Source organism: Vibrio sp. Evd11 (assembly GCF_900382755.1).
In the GTDB taxonomy this organism is placed as follows: domain Bacteria; phylum Pseudomonadota; class Gammaproteobacteria; order Enterobacterales; family Vibrionaceae; genus Vibrio; species Vibrio lentus.
Map to the genome: position 1 here is coordinate 1 of NZ_OSDX01000084.1, position 17,796 is coordinate 17,796.

The 17,796-nt window shown below is 44.7% G+C and carries 16 protein-coding genes and 2 pseudogenes; 7 read left to right on the top strand and 11 right to left on the bottom strand.

The window, feature by feature from the left end; genetic code table 11:
- Positions 1-57: 57 nt before the first annotated feature.
- A pseudogene (locus ED652_RS21715) lies at positions 58-272 on the bottom strand (PLP-dependent aminotransferase family protein); the annotation flags it as partial.
- Here ED652_RS21715 and ED652_RS21720 point away from each other — a divergent pair.
- A pseudogene (locus ED652_RS21720) lies at positions 272-1,807 on the top strand (fructose-specific PTS transporter subunit EIIC); the annotation flags it as partial. The pseudogenes ED652_RS21715 and ED652_RS21720 overlap by 1 nt on opposite strands.
- 111 nt (positions 1,808-1,918) lie before the next feature.
- Here ED652_RS21720 and ED652_RS21725 read toward each other — a convergent pair.
- Entirely contained in the window at positions 1,919-2,503 is a 585-nt protein-coding gene (locus ED652_RS21725; protein WP_122056137.1) for a TetR/AcrR family transcriptional regulator, read from the bottom strand.
- Positions 2,504-2,657: 154 nt separating this feature from the next.
- The gene (locus tag ED652_RS23840) at positions 2,658-2,831 is read right to left on the bottom strand and encodes a hypothetical protein (protein ID WP_017083117.1); all 174 of its coding nucleotides are present in this window, start codon (positions 2,829-2,831) and stop codon (positions 2,658-2,660) included.
- A 520-nt stretch (positions 2,832-3,351) separates the two neighbouring features.
- Here ED652_RS23840 and ED652_RS21730 point away from each other — a divergent pair.
- A complete protein-coding gene (locus ED652_RS21730) occupies positions 3,352-5,331 on the top strand; it encodes a methyl-accepting chemotaxis protein (protein ID WP_122056138.1) in 1,980 nt (659 codons plus the stop codon).
- Positions 5,332-5,424: 93 nt separating this feature from the next.
- Here ED652_RS21730 and ED652_RS21735 read toward each other — a convergent pair whose 3' ends face one another.
- The 4 genes from ED652_RS21735 to ED652_RS21750 form a co-directional block, all read right to left on the bottom strand.
- Positions 5,425-6,204 (bottom strand): 2OG-Fe(II) oxygenase, encoded by a 780-nt coding sequence (locus ED652_RS21735; protein WP_122056139.1) that lies wholly within the window; start codon positions 6,202-6,204, stop codon positions 5,425-5,427.
- A 9-nt stretch (positions 6,205-6,213) separates the two neighbouring features.
- Positions 6,214-7,554, bottom strand: a complete 1,341-nt coding sequence (locus ED652_RS21740) for an aldehyde dehydrogenase (RefSeq protein ID WP_122056140.1) — start codon at positions 7,552-7,554, stop codon at positions 6,214-6,216.
- A 185-nt stretch (positions 7,555-7,739) separates the two neighbouring features.
- Positions 7,740-8,048, bottom strand: coding sequence for a helix-turn-helix transcriptional regulator (locus ED652_RS21745; RefSeq protein WP_065111891.1), 309 nt, complete (start codon positions 8,046-8,048; stop codon positions 7,740-7,742).
- A gap of 262 nt (positions 8,049-8,310) precedes the next feature.
- Positions 8,311-8,733, bottom strand: coding sequence for an organic hydroperoxide resistance protein (locus ED652_RS21750; RefSeq protein ID WP_065105238.1), 423 nt, complete (start codon positions 8,731-8,733; stop codon positions 8,311-8,313).
- 127 nt (positions 8,734-8,860) lie between these two features.
- Between ED652_RS21750 and ED652_RS21755 the strand changes: the two genes are divergently transcribed.
- Complete coding sequence (locus ED652_RS21755) at positions 8,861-9,298, top strand: MarR family winged helix-turn-helix transcriptional regulator (RefSeq protein WP_029223898.1); 438 nt, start codon at positions 8,861-8,863, stop codon at positions 9,296-9,298.
- Positions 9,299-9,429: 131 nt separating this feature from the next.
- Here ED652_RS21755 and ED652_RS21760 read toward each other — a convergent pair whose 3' ends face one another.
- Positions 9,430-10,593, bottom strand: coding sequence for an amino acid permease (locus ED652_RS21760; RefSeq protein ID WP_102383852.1), 1,164 nt, complete (start codon positions 10,591-10,593; stop codon positions 9,430-9,432).
- A 435-nt stretch (positions 10,594-11,028) separates the two neighbouring features.
- On the opposite strand from ED652_RS21760, the gene ED652_RS21765 reads away from it, so the two are divergent.
- The 3 genes from ED652_RS21765 to ED652_RS21775 all read left to right on the top strand — a co-directional run bounded on the left by ED652_RS21765 (position 11,029) and on the right by ED652_RS21775 (position 13,978).
- Complete coding sequence (locus ED652_RS21765; RefSeq protein ID WP_122056141.1) at positions 11,029-12,231, top strand: MFS transporter; 1,203 nt, start codon at positions 11,029-11,031, stop codon at positions 12,229-12,231.
- Positions 12,206-13,174, top strand: coding sequence for an HTH-type transcriptional regulator YidZ (gene yidZ, locus ED652_RS21770; RefSeq protein WP_122056142.1), 969 nt, complete (start codon positions 12,206-12,208; stop codon positions 13,172-13,174). The genes ED652_RS21765 and yidZ overlap by 26 nt, the downstream gene beginning before the upstream one ends.
- Positions 13,175-13,429: 255 nt before the next feature.
- The gene (locus ED652_RS21775) at positions 13,430-13,978 is read left to right on the top strand and encodes a carboxymuconolactone decarboxylase family protein (RefSeq protein ID WP_017061666.1); all 549 of its coding nucleotides are present in this window, start codon (positions 13,430-13,432) and stop codon (positions 13,976-13,978) included.
- A gap of 91 nt (positions 13,979-14,069) precedes the next feature.
- On the opposite strand, the gene ED652_RS21780 is transcribed toward ED652_RS21775, so the two are convergent.
- Positions 14,070-15,497 (bottom strand): PLP-dependent aminotransferase family protein, encoded by a 1,428-nt coding sequence (locus ED652_RS21780; RefSeq protein WP_122056143.1) that lies wholly within the window; start codon positions 15,495-15,497, stop codon positions 14,070-14,072.
- A gap of 124 nt (positions 15,498-15,621) precedes the next feature.
- On the opposite strand from ED652_RS21780, the gene ED652_RS21785 reads away from it, so the two are divergent.
- The gene (locus ED652_RS21785) at positions 15,622-16,521 is read left to right on the top strand and encodes a DMT family transporter (RefSeq protein ID WP_122056144.1); all 900 of its coding nucleotides are present in this window, start codon (positions 15,622-15,624) and stop codon (positions 16,519-16,521) included.
- 106 nt (positions 16,522-16,627) lie between these two features.
- Here ED652_RS21785 and ED652_RS21790 read toward each other — a convergent pair whose 3' ends face one another.
- Together ED652_RS21790 and ED652_RS21800 are read right to left on the bottom strand one after the other, a co-directional pair.
- Positions 16,628-17,053: a DUF3010 family protein gene (locus ED652_RS21790; RefSeq protein ID WP_017088295.1), complete on the bottom strand. Its 426-nt coding sequence runs from the start codon at positions 17,051-17,053 to the stop codon at positions 16,628-16,630.
- Positions 17,054-17,370: 317 nt separating this feature from the next.
- On the bottom strand, positions 17,371-17,718 hold the full coding sequence (locus ED652_RS21800) for a DUF3316 domain-containing protein (protein WP_122056146.1): 348 nt from the start codon (positions 17,716-17,718) through the stop codon (positions 17,371-17,373).
- Positions 17,719-17,796: the final 78 nt, after the last annotated feature.

Here is a 17,796-nt window from a genome sequence, read left to right on the forward strand (position 1 = left end):
TCATAGCATGATCCTGATTTTACTGAAAATCAAGCATCTTCAATGATCACAGGTATAGTTGGTTTGATAGAGGCGTTTCATCTTAGCAATATGGCTCGATATCGACCTGAAGTTAAGAATTGCCCAACGGCAGACTGCATTAGATTCGAGCTGCCCATGTTGTCGCACAGAAGAAACTTTTCAATCTGTGGTTGATATTGTCCTGAGAGTAGCCAGCCGATGCATAATCTAGAATCGAGTGTTTTTGATAATGAATTCACATAGATCACGCGACCATCATATCGAGGTGCTGGCACAGATTTCGACCAAGCTGATTGAAGATGACTTTGTTACAACATTAAAGGCGGTCGAGTCGGTCGCAGAAGCTCAAGAGCTGTTTCTCGAAGCCAATTCCGACTCTTTCGATAGCTATGCCTCTAGCCATCATGAAGTGTACGTTGAGCCGTTCAGCCCTTGGGCGCAGTCTCTTAATCGCATGAAAGAGCATTTGCTGTATGGCACTTTGCACATGATCCCGTTTGTGGTCGCGGGTGGGGTGCTGTTGTCTTTGTCTGTGATGATTTCGGGCCATGGTGCTGTGCCTGAAAGTGGCGTGCTGGCAGACATCGCACAGATGGGTATCGCAGGCTTAACTCTGTTTACTGCTGTTCTAGGCGGCTACATCGCCTACTCAATGGCTGATAAACCGGGTTTAGCGCCGGGCATGATTGGTTCTTGGGTAGCAGTAGATCAATACAACACCGGCTTCCTTGGGGCGATAGTGGTCGGTTTCTTCGCTGGCTTTGTGGTGAATCTACTTAAGAAGATCAAACTCCCTGACAGTATGATCTCGCTGAGTTCGATCTTCATTTATCCATTAGTCGGCACCTTTGTAACCTGCGGGGCGGTGATGTGGGTGATAGGCTCTCCTATCGCGTATGTGATGCTTGAGATGAACCAAATGCTGACTGGTATGGCGGGCTCAGGGAAAGTGGTGCTAGGCAGTATTTTAGGGGCGATGACGGCCTTTGATATGGGCGGCCCAATCAACAAAGTGGCGACGCTGTTTGCTCAAACGCAGGTGAACACTCAACCTTGGCTGATGGGGGGCGTCGGTATTGCCATCTGTACGCCACCGTTAGGCATGGCTCTTGCCACTTTCATATCACCTAAGAAATTCAAACGAGACGAACGCGAAGCCGGAAAAGCGGCGGGTATTATGGGAATGATCGGTATCAGTGAAGGTGCAATCCCATTTGCAGCGGCTGATCTTGCACGTGTTCTGCCTGCAGTGGTTGCTGGTGGCATTGTCGGTAATGTGGTTGGCTTTATGTTCCATGTTATCAACCATGCACCATGGGGCGGTTGGATCGTATTGCCAGTGGTTGATGGCAAGATTGGTTATATTGTCGGAACATTAGCGGGCGCGCTGACTACAGCCTTTATTGTGATACTACTGAAAAAGAATGTGGTAGAAGGCGACGAACTTTCTTATCAGTCTGCGGGTGGCTCGGTAACAGAAGAAGGACAAGCGGATGTGTTGGCAATTACTTCATGCCCATCTGGGGTCGCGCACACATTTTTAGCGGCTAAGTCTTTGGAAAAGGCGGCCCATCACCTTGGAGTTCGGATAAAGGTTGAGACCCAAGGTGCAAATGGAATAGGCAATCGCATTACACAAAAAGACATTGAAAGGGCAAGGTTGGTGATCTTCGCTCACGATGTGGCGATTAAAGAAGTCGAACGTTTTGCGAACGTCAAAACCTTAGATGTCAGCACCAAAGAAGCCATGCTCAATGCGCAGGCGTTGATTATGAGAAAAGTATAAAAGCAATCGGCTTTAAGATTGGCTGAAAAGCGATAAATAAAAAGACGCCAAAGTATTGATAGTAATACTTGGGCGTCTTTTTGTAGGTCTGAGCTTATATAAGCTCAACTGCTAAAAAGGGTGGTACTTAAATACGTCTTCAACCATTGAGTTGAGTAGCTCTGTGTCATCGCAAGTTTTTGCATAAGTGCGTAGCCCTGCAATTTGAACTTGAACGTGGCGAGCAAGTTGAGCGGGCTCTCGCTCTTTACTTATCTCACCTAAATCTTGCGCTTCGGCAATCAGTTTGGCGAACTCGCCTTCCATGATTTTGAGTGATTTCTTTGCTTCGCCCAATAATTCCGCGTGTTCATCCGTCAGTTCAGCAACGGTTTTAGCCAGCATACACATGCCGTTAGGCGCACTCTGTTTAGATTCAACCACCGCACGTTTGATAAAGCTTTCAAGCGCTTTAATCGGAGAGCCTGTCTCACTGAGGAAGCGGTTCAAATTGAGAATGCCGAGTTCGGTATAGCGAGCCAATGTCTCTTTAAACAAGCCTTCTTTGCTACCAAAAGTCGCGTAGATGCTTCCTGGACGCATATCAATTACGTCCTGTAAGTTGCGCATAGAAGTCGCGTGAAAGCCTTTTTCCCAATACAGGTTGGTGGCTCTGTCTACAACATCTTGTCTATCGAACTTTGCGGTTTTGGCCATAACATCTACTTCATCGGTCTGAACATATATTTAATATTTTATGCTGAACGTTCGTTCTAGTAAAGAAGAGCCAGCAAGAAAATAAGCTGCTTAGTTTAGTTATTTGCTAAGTATTTGAAACAAAGCGACCAGTGTGTCGCTACAAGGCTGTAATTTACGCGTCGACCACTTCTACGGTCTTGTGTTGCGCTCCATAATAGGTGCCTTCATCGATGGTATACATCAAGGTTTCTTCACACTCTGGGCAATCGAATTCTTCATTCGGTTCGATTGCTGCCTCTTCAACCCATTCCCAACCGATTTGCTCTTCGCAAGCTGGACAATTCATAAAATACCTCTCAGTTGTTGGCACATATTTGCTGCGAGCCTCAATTTAACAAGCTCGGCATTATACATATTTAGTGATTAAGGAGTAGATAGTTAGTCCGTTTAGAGTAGACAAATCGTTAGCAAGGAATAGACAGCCAGTTAACGCAGAAATAGATACCGTTTTAGCACTGAACGAACAATTATTGATGAATATGTTGTTAGCCGTGAGCACATAATTGGTGCAAGCCTACCCCTTTGGGGTTATAAAAAAGATGTCAATTTTCAGACGCTTACGTCAATAAAATGTTGTCGCACGTACTTTTCGCACAGTTAAGTCGGTTAGCTAACAGTTTTGTCGATAATCCAATGTATTTTATAAGGTTAAATGTTATTTTCACCGGCTACTGATCTGTGTGGCTCGGTAATTGAACTCCATTGATTAAGTTGAATAATTATCCAGTCACCACTAAGGCGCGCCCACTAGAAGTGTGCCGAGTTCGATGGCTGAGAAAAACTTGTTAGCTGCTAGGGAAATAATAATGAATTTAACCGATATGTCTTTTAAGCAAAAAATCATCGCTTTGCTTATTTTACCGATCTTAGGTTTTCTATGGCTTAGTGTTTCTGCGATTTCGAAAGGCGTAGAAACCACCAGTGAAATGTCGTCATTAAACCAACTTACGCGTTTGTCGGTTGTGTACAGTGAACTTGTGCATGAGTTGCAAAAAGAACGTGGTATGACGGCTGGCTTTATTGGCTCACAGGGTACAAAGTTTGTGAGTGAATTGAGATCACAACGAGTTAGCGCAGACAAGAGACGCACTCAGAGAACAGAATACTGGCAGTCTGCTGAGATCGATCTACCTCAGATCAATCGCTTGAATAATGAAATAAGCCAGAGCTTAAATCAAATCACTTCTATTCGTAATCGAGTCGATTCTCAATCGATTCCGCTTTCTGAAGCGCTGGGCTATTACACAAAACTTAACGCCAAGCTGCTCAGTGTCTCTGCACTTATTGCAGAGCTGAGTTCTGATGCCGCCATCACCACAGAAACCATCGCTTACTACAACTTCTTGCAAGGAAAGGAACGCGCAGGTATCGAACGTGCAGTGTTAAACAATACCTTTTCCAAAAATGAATTTGGCCCAGGTATGTTGGTGAAATTCATTTCTTTGGTAACCGAGCAAAACACGTATTTCGCCAACTTTGAAGTGCTTAGTAATCAAGCCAACGTTGATTTCTTTAAACAGCAACTGAATGATCGCTCGGTGGCAGAAGTGGAAAAACTTCGTGATCTCGCTGAATCGAAAATGAGTGGTTTTGATGTTGACCCTGTTTACTGGTTCTCTCAATCAACGGCTCGAATTGTTCAGTTAAAGAAAACAGAGAATCAACTTGCGGACTCATTGATTGCTCTGACTGAGCAAAAAACTCAGGACGCTCAATCAGCGATGATGGGCAGCATTGCGATGTTTGTGGTGATCACCCTGTTAGCCACGTTTGTGAGCTTTAAAGCGATTACTGACCTAACGACACGAGTTAAAGATCTAACGCGAGTGCTATCTAAAGTTCGTAATGACAATGACTTAACCGTTCGTGCGACTTATGCAGGCAATAGCGAATTGGGTCAGATATCTTCATCGCTTAATGAAACACTAGAGAAGTTCTCTGGGGTTATTGATAGCTTATCTCAATCTAGCCTGACACTGGCTTCAGCAGCAGAAGAGACGGCGCAAACTTGCCAATACAACTCTAATACCTTGGTTGAGCAACAAGACCAAATCGGCTTGATTGCTACGGCAACAGAAGAGCTATCGGCAACGGTGAGCGAAGTCGCGGCTAAAACACAGCAAACAGCAAGTTCAGCTAAGTTGGCTGATGAGCAATCACAAGCCGGCTTGAATACCGTTCAGCACTCTTACCAATCGATTGAAACTTTGGCATCTGAGATTAACGGCCTTGCCGAGAAAATCACTCATTTACACGAAAGCAGCAATAACATTAACAGTGTGATTGATGTGATTAAGTCGGTTGCCGACCAAACCAACTTGTTGGCATTGAATGCGGCGATCGAAGCGGCTCGTGCAGGTGAACAAGGTCGTGGTTTTGCCGTCGTTGCCGATGAAGTTCGTACTCTGGCACAACGTACTCAAGAGTCTACTTTGGAAATTGAAGGCTTCATTAGCTCTTTACAATCAGACGTGCAAACCGCGTTCAATGTGATTGATAACAGCAAGAAGATGTCTTCAAGAGCGGTTGAAGATTCACGAGGAGTAGAGCAGACGCTGCAAGAAATTTCAGGTGCGGTGAGCGAGATATTCAGCATGACAGAGCAGATCGCAACCGCAACGGAAGAGCAAGCCGTGGTCACTCAAGACATTGCTCAAAACGTTATGGCGGTCGAGCAGAAGTCGACAGAGTCTACGACCGGTGCAACGCAAATTGCGGTGACAGCGAAAGAACAAGCTGAATTGGCAACATCGCTGAAAGAGCTCTCGAATACGTTTAAGAGTTAGCATCTCAGAAGTAGAAGCTTTCTATCTTATATAAAAAATGTCCCGCCTAGCGCGGGACATTTTTTTAGGAGTTAAAACGACCGGTAGAGTCGCTTAGAGCTCGAATAGTACATCTGTGCGAATAATGTATTTCGTCCCAGAAAGTATCGGCGCAGAACCGTGAATACAATGGGCGGGGTGTGTACCGTGAGGAAAACAAAGCACGCTACCGCTTGGTGTTCTAACCGATTCTATATTCGCGTTCTCCTGATGATGTCCTTGACGACGAGCTGGCTTACTCGGGTCATTACGGTTAACCATAAATTGAGTTTCGCCGCCAACGAAGTCATCACTCAATAGAATCAAGAAGGTATACATGCTCCAACGGTCACCATACGCGTCATCGACTAGCTGTTCATTAACCACCTGACTGCCGGGCCACGACCCATCAGTGTGCATCTTAAAGAAATCCCCTTCATCATAACGATAGAAGCGAAAACGACCGTTAATACCCAAAGGCTTTACACCAGCAAAGTGATTGTACTTATCGACGAAATGATCTTGGCAACGCTTCCAAATTACGTCGAGAGTTTCAGTATCTGCGATCAAGTTGAGATTCTGATTGTGGCGAACTTCTCTTGGTAGAGAAACGGCCGCATCTTCCGTAAAGCCAAGTTGATTGGCTCCATCGAGTATGCGTTGAACTTCTTCAGGGAGTAGCACATCGAGTAACTGAAAAGCTCCCGGTACATTGTTTACTTCAGCGCGTGATACCGCGTTAACGTTCTTATCAAGTGCAAATGGGTTTGCGGACTTTGGTGCCCAAACGGGAAGGTCACTGCGCTGAGTACCAGACTCGCGTCGAACGACATAAAAATTTTCTTTGTTATTCATCATCAACCTCTATCTTGAAACCACTTTTACTTGTGCAAACTGACGGTGTCCGTCAACCGAGCCGTGGTAACCAAGGCCACTCTGTTTCGCACCAACCCATGGAGCATCGCCACTGCCGCCTTGTCCTTGATTAATGCCAACCATGCCAGCATCAAGCTCGTCAGCAACGTCATTGACGCCTTGGTTTCCGAACACCACGGCACCCAACCCATACTCGCTGTCATTAGCGCGCTCAATGGCATCATCAATGTTTGAGTAACGACTGATAGCAACAACCGGACCAAAGGTTTCTTCTGTTTCCAGCTTCATTTCTGCTGTCATTCCGGTGATAACCGTAGGGCGGATATAACGCTCGGGTTGCTCAGAACCGCCTAAAAGAAAAGTGGCTCCTTTCTGTTGCGCGTCTTTTAGCTGGTCGACAATCTTGCCATGCTGTGTCGCGTTGATGATTGGTCCGATATTGACGTTCGGCATATCCCACGGGCCAATTTGGTACATGTTAGCGATCTCGGTGACACGTTGTTCAAATTTTTCAGCGATACGATCATCAACATAAATACGTTCAATCGAAGTACACATTTGCCCTGAGTTCTCAAAGCTGCCCGCGACGGCAAAGCGAGCGGCCTGTTCTAGGTTGGCATCACGCATCACAATCATTGGGTCTTTGCCACCTAGCTCCATGACCAAGCGTTTTACCTTGCTTGCGGCACGTCTCATGATGTCTTGGCCTGTTGTTTTTGAGCCAGTGAACGCGATCATTTGGATGTCGCCTTCGACTAATGCCTTGCCTGTTTCACCATCGCCCTGCATCACGGTCAAGACATTCTCTGGTAAGTGTTTTTGCAGTTCACCAAAGAATGCTTCAGCGATGAGAGGTGTCTCTTCTGAAGGTTTTAGAATCACGCTATTGCCCGCGACCAGTGCTGGCACAATGAGGTTGTTTGCCATCATCACAGGGTAGTTCCAAGGAGATATAACTCCGACAACACCTAATGGGCGGTATTGAAGTTCTGTTGAGCCGGACAATTTTCGAGTGTTGAGTGCTCGTTGAGCATCTTCTGCATAGTGCTGACCCATGTAGATCGCTCCGGTTGCTTCTCCGGTCGCGCGACGAATGTCTTTACCCATTTCACGAGCAAGTAACTGTGAGAGGGGCTCTTCGTACTTATCAAGTTGTTGATAGGCTTTGATAATGGTCAGAACTCGCTCGTTCATCGAGAGTTGACGCCATGCTTTTTGCGCAGCTTTTGCTTTGTGAATGGTTTGAGTGACTTCTTCAGCTGAAGTTTGGTTTACCTCGCCAAGGAGTTCACCGTTACTTGGGTCAAAGGATTGAATGGACTTGCTCATGTTTGTCGGCTCCGCTGCATTTTAGTATCTGCATCATTATTATTGAATAGTTCGATAACTAGATATCTAAAAATTTCGATATGTTGATTTTTAATAAATGATATTCGTCATAAAGGATGACGTGAATCCATCCAGTTTTCATCGTGCTATCTAACTGTTGTTCTGTTGATTTTTGTTCTTTTCAACTATAGGGAATCAGACAGCGCTTTTAGGAATTTCTCGATGTATTCGTCATTACGCTTGTAGTAAGTCCACGAGCCAATGCGTTTTGATGTCACTAACTTTGCACGCTGTAGGTTCGAGAGGTAAGAAGAAACGGTAGATTGAGATAAGCCACTCTTCTCCTGAATAATGCTAACGCATACCCCCTCAACATCAGTATCAACGAGTTGTTTGTCTAGGTTAAAGTGCTCTTGAGGCGACTTAAGCCAATGAAGAATATCTCGGCGTACAGGGTTGTTGATGGATTTTAAAATTTCGTTCACGTCTGACATGGTGTTTGACTGCTATTTCTGATTTAAGTGAAATATACCCTCGAAACTAGGATATCGCAATATGTCGATGTCTATTTTCGGTGTCTGCCAATCTGGCGTTACGGTATCTGAGTATCGATTTGTTTTGGTAAAGCTTGTTTGCTATTAACTAATGAACAATCCCCAAGTTACTCGCTCAAAGCAAAGTAACTTAGGGATAAGGCTCAATTTTAGGCGTCTACAGACATCTCTATTGGCGTATCTTTCAGGCTTTGATTTGAGACTAAAGCGCTTGTCCGTTAACCGACAATTTCACATCAATGTTGCCACGAACCGCGTTTGAGTAAGGGCAAACTTGGTGCGCCGTTTTCACAAGCGTCACAGCTTGTTCTTGCTCTAGATCCAGTTCAATCGATAGAGCAACAGTTAAAGCAAAGCCACCGTTTTCATTTGGTCCGATACCGACTGTTGCAGTCGTTGGCGCCGATGCGATTTTGATTTTCATCTCTTTAGCTACATGAAGTAGAGCATTTGAGAAACACGCAGAGTAACCCGCAGCAAATAGTTGTTCTGGGTTGGTCGCTTCACCTGTTCCGCCCATCTCTTTAGGGTAGCTCAACGCCACTGAAAGCAGATTGTCATCAGTAGAAACTTGGCCGTTACGACCCGCAGTAGCTTTAGCAGAAGTTGTGTAGAGTGTAGTCATTGGTTTAGTCCTTATTTTAATTGTGCATAATTAAATTGTGTGCAACTTAATTTTAAAGCTAGCTTAATTGATAAAATTCGAACGCGCAAGTATATTGTGCGCAATTTAATTTATTGGTGAGGTGATCATGAGCGACCAAGATGACTATCTAAAATTGGATAATCAGGTGTGTTTTGCGCTGTATAGTGCATCGAATGCAATGAGTAGAGCGTATCAACCTTTACTGAAAGCGCTTGACCTTACTTACTTGCAGTACATTGTGATGATGGTGCTGTGGGAAGAAAAAGAGATAAATGTCAAAGCCCTAGGCGCAAAAACGCATTTGGATTCAGGTACGTTGACGCCATTACTCAAGCGTTTGGAAACGAAAGGTTACGTGCTTAGAACTCGCAGTGCTGAAGATGAACGAGTTCGAGTTATTACACTGACGCCTGCAGGGGTAGAGCTCAAAGAGCAAGCGCAGACCGTGCCAGTTGAAATGCTGTGTCTTTCTAAGATGAATGAAGATGAGCTTAAATCGCTAAAAGCACAGTGTGAGCAATTGCTTGGCAATTTGACCAAGTAAGCACTTTCAGTTTTGGCCATGGTAATCAGAAAATAAAAAAGCCCGTTAGTCCGGCTGCTAATAATCGGACTAACGGGCTTCTTATATCTGCTGCCTTCTAAATGGCAACAGATAGTCTATTCAATTGGGCTCTACCCCATAAACCAAGAGATAAAAATCAACGCGCCAAAACCAAACGTTGCCATCAGTGCTGTATCACCACCGGCTGCTGTGTAGCTGCCTTCGGTTTGTAGGTGAGGGAAATCAGGTCTACGAACCTTAACTACCATCGCCAGAGGCCCCCAGATAGCTAAGAACACCAATACCATGCCCGCATAATCTAGCATGCTCACAAACTGGCTCGCGAACAGCTCTGCTAATACCAAAGGCAATACAAAGGTCAGAGCATAAGCTAATGCTTTGTTGTTGGTGACTGCGTCTTTGTTTTGGTCATACAGCGCCATGGACACACCAAGGAAAGAGGTTACCAATGCCAATGCTGAGAACAGCGCAATAACTACCTTCAACCAAGAAGATTGGCCGCTAAACGCTGAGATCAGTTCTGAAATGTTATGGAATTGGCTGATAGCGTCTGTGCCAAGGTTACCGATAATCGCAAACAACCAAGTTAGGTAGCAGATTAGTGGAATTACCGAGCCTAGCAGAATCATATTGCGGATCTGTTTTTGAGTCGCTTCTCGGTTGTAGATAACCAGTGACGGGATAACTACCATAGAGGCAAAACTGGTAAAGATAACTGCGCTGTATTGTACTACATCATTAGCCGTGTATTTGCTGGCTTGAGTCAGGTAATCAAGGCGAATATTGCTAAATAAAGAGGCGATAACGATAAACAGCATCACCACCATCATGATGAATAAACCGCGATTTAATTTGTCGATATACGACTTACCCGCCACCACAATCACACCCATCAATAGGCTGAAAACGGTATAAGCAGCGGATGCAGAGATGTCTACGCCCACATCGAGCAATAGTTTATGAATGATGTCGCCAACACCTAAGATATAAGCGATCAGCATGCATACCAGCAGCAGGTAAAAGAGTGCATTGATAAAGTGTTTACCTTTGCTGCCTAGAGTTAGGTAAGCAACACTGCTCATGCCACTGTTGTCTTTAGTTTTGGTACACGCTTCTGCCAGTAGGAGTGCAGAGTAAGTGGTGCCGATAAAGATAAGTAGCATCAGCACTGAGCTGATCATGAAGCCAAATTGGGCCAACACCATGGGAATGGCAAGCATACCAGCCCCTAATGCAGTTCCTGAAAGAATCAAAGAACTGCCGAATAATTTCATATTCAAGAAAACAACCTCGAGGTATCCAATTAATTTTTAGTTGGATTGTAAATATTTGTTGCCAAGACTAACAAATTACTCAGCAAAGTTAGGGGTTAAATTCTAATAATTTTTGAATTTTTCTAAAAAATTTAAGTATGAATTTGCGGCGGGTATGAGTTGTCATTTTAAGTATTCATACGGTGATTTTATTTATCGTTCTGATAACTTTTGGAAATTGTTCGCTGCTTAATGGTCTGCGGTTTATAGCTGATAAATCGGTGTCTTAATTTCAGCCGAATTGAGTCAAAACCTTGCTATTTCGTTAATTCTTGGCTGTCGCTTTATCCAAATACTGATGGTTTGTCGTAAATGGAAAGATCCGTTGTCGTAGATGCCACTCGGTAGTTTGGCGTTTCGCTCTTATTATCCTCACACCAATTATGTGGGGGTGTTATGTATCGTTTTCTGTTTTGTAGTTTCGCGCTTGTTCTTTTGTATCCAACGGCGATTGATTTGTATTTGGTTGGCTTGCCTCAAATTGCCGCTGATTTAAATGCTTCGGAGGCGCAGCTCCATGTGGCGTTTTCTATCTACCTTGCGGGTATGGCAACCACCATGCTGTTCGCGGGCAAATTTTCCGACAGTGTAGGAAGAAAGCCTGTCGCGATTTTCGGTGCGATTGTCTTTGCTATATCTTCAATGTTCGGTGGCATTGTGACTAGCGCGGAACCGTTTCTAGCGGTGCGCTTTTTCCAAGGTGTTGGTGCGGGTTCATGTTATGTAGTGGCATTCGCTATTTTGCGAGATGTGTTAGACGACCAAAAGCGCGCCAAGGTGTTGTCGATGATGAATGGCATTACCTGCATAGTGCCAGTACTTGCACCCGTGATCGGTCACTTAATCATGACGGTATATCCCTGGCCAAGTCTGTTCACGACCATGGCAAGTATGGGCGTAGTGGTGTGTTTGTTGTCGGTGTTAGTACTAAGAGAAACTAAGCCGAATAGTAAACGTTCGGAAGTAACAAAAGCTTCTGTGTCTCAATCATCTTCAACCGAAACTTTTAAGGAGCCTTTGTTTATTAGCCGAGTGATCATGACCAGCTTGGGCGTGACGGCGATTCTGACTTACGTGAATGTTTCTCCAATGTTGATAATGACCGAGCTTGGCTTCGACCGTGGTCAATACTCGTATACCATGGCTCTCACAGCATTAGTCAGTATGTTGGTGTCGTTTTCTGCGCCGTTTGCCTTGAATGTGTTTAAGCAGAAAAGCCTCATGCTGACATCTCAAACGTGCTTTGTTATTGCAGCTATTTTGTTGCTTGCATCGATTGATGGTGGGTTAGGGCATTATGTAACCCTGCTAGGCTTTGCTTTTGTGTGTGGTGGTTTCTCGTTAGGTTTTGGTGTCGCGATGAGCCAAGCATTGAGCTGTTATTCACAACGAGCAGGCGTTGCGAGCTCGATATTGGGCGTTTCTCAGGTGTGCACTTCGGCACTGTTTATCTGGTTGATGGGCGCTATCGGACTCAGTGCATTGAATATGTTGGTATTTATACTGGCTGCTGGTGGAGTTATCAGTATTGCTCTAATACTATGGGTAGGTCCTTCCCAAGTTAAAAGTGATTATGAAGAAGCCACTAGCCCGTCTTGATCTGAATCTATTGTTCACTCTGCAATTGCTGTTGCAAGAGCAGAGTGTTTCAAAAGCTGCCAAAAAGCTTAACGTTACGCCTTCAACGGTGAGCAAATCACTGACCAAGCTTCGAGACTGGTTCGATGATCCTCTGTTTGTTAAAACACCAAGAGGTTTAACGCCGACACCACTCGCACTAAGCATGGTGAAAGATCTTCAAGACTGGCTGCAGATTGGTAGCCAAATTCTCACGACTCGTGGTGACGAAGCGCCGAAAGATGTGCGATTGAATCTAGAGGCAGAATCCCCTCTGTCGTTAATCATGCTTAACGAGTTGACGCAAAGCGTGTATCAACGCTATCCCAACGCGAAGATTAAAATGCGTAATTGGGACTATGACTCGATAGACTCTATCGTGCGTGGCGAGTCTGATATCGGATTTTCAGGACGAGAAAGTCACCCGCGATCGAAAGAGTCTCTAGACGCGCTGCCATACTTCATCGATTTCGAGGTGCTATTCCACGACATGCCTGTCGTGTATCTAAGAAAAGATCACCCTGCCTTACAGGAAGAGTGGAACCTTGAGGTTTTTCTCAAATATCCTCATATCAATATCGTGTGGGAACAAAGCGAAACGTGGGCGCTGGATGAAGTGCTTACCGATCTGCAATTAGACCGAAACATTGCTCTAACTCTAGCTGGCTTCGAGCAGTCTTTGTTTATGGCGGCTCAATCCAATCACACCATGACGACGGTTGCGCCTAATTATTGTCGACGTTACGCAGAGCAACTTCACCCCAACCTTACTTGCTTACCCATCCCTTTAGATGAAGAGAGTGCCAATAAGCTGCTGATCCCATTCACCATGATTTGGCACAAGCGCAATGCCTACAACCCAATCGTTCTATGGTTAAAAGACACGCTCAGAGAGCTTTACCAATTTGAAGGGAAAAGCATCTAACCTTGTGATGAGATTCGATGTTCTGAAGGCTTGTACCGTTAATATTGATCGTTGATTGGAATAAGAATACTGACTTATAAGCGAGCCAGTCAGGTGTTATCTGGCGGTTTTTTCTTAATTTTTGATTCGATAAATAAAATGGTGTTGAACGATCGTTCTAATTTGATCTATATTGTTTTCACACAAACGGAGAACAGTCACTAATTGCTCCGTGATTGAATAACTTTAGAATCATAAATTGATAGGGATAAAACAATGAGCAACTTCAAAATTCATTCAGTAGAATCAGCGCCAGAGCAAAGCCAACCTATTCTTGAAGGGGCTAAAAAGCAGATGGGCAGAGTACCGGGTCTTTTCGGTGTGTTGGCTGAATCTCCAAACACACTTAAGGCTTACACTCAGCTTCATCAGGCGTTTAGTGACTCATCTTTCGATGCTGAAGAGCTGACGGTTGTTTGGCAAACCATCAACGTTGAACACGAATGTCATTACTGTGTTCCTGCACACACTGGCATTGCACATTCAATGAAGGTTGATCCTGCAATCACCGAAGCACTTCGCAATCGCACGGCTCTACCCACTGAAAAGCTGCAAGCACTGCATGACTTTACGCTGAGCATGGTACGCAACCGCGGTAATGTACCTGAAAGTGAAATGGCAGCATTTTTCGAAGCGGGCTATGGTCAGCAACAGGTGTTAGAAGTGATTCTTGGTTTGTCTCAGAAAGTGATCAGTAACTACGTAAACCACGTTGCCAAAACACCAGTAGACAAAGTATTTGAACAGTTCGCTTGGCAAGGTTAATTACCGTTAAGCAAATCAAAACCTGATAATTATGAAAGCCCCGCTTGGTTTGGTGGGGCTTTGTTGTTTGGGTTATGTGGGTCTAATCTGGTTAATGTGTATGTTTAGCGATTATCTTCGCTAGTGTCACCACGCCTTCTTTCCACTCTTTGCTCTCTTCTATGTTTGCTACGGTGAAACGCAAGCAGTGTTTGTATTGGTCGTGTGTGCCAAACACGGTGCCGGGTAAGATGCCTAATTTGTGTTTCAAGCAATCTTGATAGACCGCATAACTGTCGACTGATTCTGGCAGTGTTATCCAGTTTAAAAAAGAGCCTTCCGGCTTTGACAAATGGTAGCGACCAACAAGGTGCGGGTAGCTATCCAGAGCTTGTATTAATAGACTTTGGAATTGTTTTTGATTGGTTTGATAGAGCCGTTTCATCTTAGATAAATGACTGCGGTATTTACCTGTCGTGAGAAACTGTCCGACCGCCGATTGCATCAGATTGGAACTGCCCATGTTATCGCATAGTAGATACTTCTCGACCAAGGGCTGATAGCGGCCCGACAGTAACCAGCCGATTCGCAAGCGTGAGTCTAAGGTTTTAGACAGTGAGTTGACGTAGATGACGCGATCTTGATCATCAAGCTCTTTGAGGCTCGCGATTGGTGCGTCAAACGCCAAGCTACCGAATACATCGTCTTCGATAATTGGTAAAGATCCGGTGATCTCCAGTAACGCCTTTCGATTAGCCAATGGCATCCGTGAGCCGGTTGGATTGGTAAAGTTTGGTGTCAGCAGCAGCGTTTTCACTTCCCATTTGTCCAACGCACTCTGTAGTGATGGGATATCGATTCCGTGACTAACACTGCTTGGTATTTCTAGGGCTTGCAAACCAAGTGATTCGAGTAAAAGTAAATTGCCGAAGTAACAGGGCGACTCTACGGCCACGATGTCACCCGGTTTGGTGAGCGCACGTAAAGCCAAACTGATCGCCTGTTGAGCACCGTGAGTAATCGCAATCTCTTTCGATCCTGCGGGAACACCTAGATCATGGGTGATCTTTAACAATTGCTTTACTAATTGCTCGTCACCGGGAGGGAGTTGATAGTAGCCTGGTAGTTGAGTTTGCAAACGGCTATGGCGGCCGATTTCGGCGTACAAGCTACGAATGGCAGGGTTATTGATGTTCGGGTGTGCAGAACCAGCAAGCAATTTCAAGCGACCTTTCGGACGAGAGAGTACAGATTTGGTGACCGACAAGAGGTCGACTTTTTGAGGTTGGCTGGGCGCATCCCAACTTGTGGTATTGGGTGCTTTAACGCGATAACCTGACTTGGGAACTGAGTACACCCAACCTGTCGCTTCCAATTCTTGATAGGCGCGAATCACGGTGTTCTTGCTCACGCCAAGCTGTTCGCTCAATTGACGAATTGAGGGAAGGCGATCGTCTGGATGAAAAAGTCCTTTATCTATCTGAGCCTTAATATGTTGCTCGGTAGCAAGATATTTATTGCCGCTGAGTTCTGCTTCCACGTTGTTTTCCCTCGTTGCTCATTTTTAACCTGTAACCATTTAAAGTGTTATATCTGTATCTTTATTAGTTATCTGTACCCAACTAAGGTAACAGCATTGATGAAGAGTTGACCAGAGGTTTGTAATGCTGATTAAAATGATTCCGTTCGTGTTTGTAATATTGTGGTCGTCAGGCTTTGTTGGCGCACGTCTTGGCGTGGAATACGCCGAACCCGCAACGTTGCTTTCACTTAGGATGGTAGCCAACGTGGCACTGTTCTTAGTTTTGATTGCCATTCTTAAACGTCGTATTCCTCGTGGTCGCGCATTCTTTCATGCTTGTGTGGTCGGAATCTTGATTCATGGTTTCTACCTTGGTGGCACTTATCTCGCGATTGATATGGGGATGCCCGCTGGGTTGAGTTCGCTACTTGTTGGCTTACAACCGATTCTGACGGCCTTGATTATGATTAGTTGTACTTCACAGCGTTTTAACTTCGCACAGTGGCTGGGCTTAGCGCTTGGTTTTGCTGGAATTAGCTTGGTATTGATGGGCAATATTGAATGGCAGTCTGACGACCAAAAAGGCTTGGCAACGTTATTGTGTTTGGTTTCTTTAGTGGGTATTACGGTCGGTACTTTGTATCAGAAGCGCTTTTGTAAAGGCACAGATATGGTAGGTGGCGCGATGGTTCAATACTTGGCTTCTGCTGCGCTGTTTCTACCGTTCGCAATGCGCTTCGAAACCATGCAAGTGAACTGGACTCTCGAATTCACGCTAACCCTTGCTTGGTTAGTGATTGTTCTATCGTGTATCGCCATCTTATTGCTGCTTTACATGGTAGAGCACGGTGCATCTTCAAGTGTGGCATCGGTGTTTTACTTGGTTCCACCGACGACAGCAATTCAAGCGTGGCTTATCTTCGGTGAGTCGTTCGATATCTACGGCGCAATGGGTTTCGCTTTGTCTGCCGCTGCGGTTTATCTGGTGGTGAAGAAGCCGGGATGGATTAAGGTTCGCAGGCGAACAGCGTTAGAGCGGTAAGCGTGTTTCATCAAAACTAACTGGGTTTAAAGCCGAGTGATAGAAACAAAAAAGAGCCTGAATATTCAGGCTCTTTCTGTATCAAATATTGGCTAGCGACTATTGATTAGCGCTGCATTAAACAAGCGTAAGCCGTTGTAAACGGTGCTTCTTGGTATTGCTTAAGGCCAGTTTCTTTGAACTTCATCATAAGAGGGTTGCGCTTAAGGCTTTCTTTGATGTCAGCTGGTGATACTACCGTTACGTCTAGGCCGTCGATCAGTTGAATTGCTGCTTCTAGTTTGAAACCAAAGCCACCGCCAGCAAATTTGCCTTTAGTTTGGCGCTGACGAATGACCACTTTGTCTACTTGGTAATCTTCCATCAGTTTTGCGAAAGAGAATTGAAAATCTTTCATGTTTTGCGTGTCGTTTGCATCGCCAATTGCGACTTTTGAAACGCGACAATCAGGAATGTTAAATACGCCATCAGAAAGAGAAAGTAGACAAATGATTGCATCATTACCTTTGATTTCAACGCCACAAATTTTCATGTTTATACCTATTTACTTTTGAGCCGTACATTATGGTGCTATTTCTCGCACTTCTCCAGTAATAGCGCACCTAAGCAGTAAATAAGTACACAAATAATGTGGGCACGGTATCTGGATCAGTCGGCAATTTGGTTTTTTCAGTTGGAAGTTGAAGATATTGGCGACATTCTTGGACACGATTAGTTTGATGATGACCTTCGTATTCAGATGCGTAAGTATCTTCGTTTTTATCATGAACAAAAAAGCCCGTACTCAATGAGTACAGGCTTTCTTTTTGGATGCGTGATCGGTTTTTAGATCTGATCAATCATTCGGTGTTAGCTGCTACGACCGTCTTTGCATGTGTAACGGTAGTCAACTTTTACGTTCGCTTGGTAATGGATGTCGCCACTCATGTTAGTGATTTTTTTCACTTCCATATTCGCGTCATCAATCTTGAACGAATCGTATTTTGTTGTTTGTTGGAACTGTGGCAGTTCTCTAGAAAGCTCAAAAGGTGTCTTTGCGCTTAGCTCATCCATAAGGTTTGTGCCCGCATCGTATGCTTCCGCTTCAGTAGCATATGTGTCAGATTTTAGCGTTGTTTCTTGAATCGTTGTTTTGGTTGCTGCAAACGCCGTGGTGCTGAGTACAAGAGTTGATGCAAGTATGATTAATTTCTTCATAGGGATACCTTACCTTGTTGTACTAGGGCGTGTTGATCTTTCGTGAGTGTTTTTTGAACAGCATGGTAAAGAGTTATA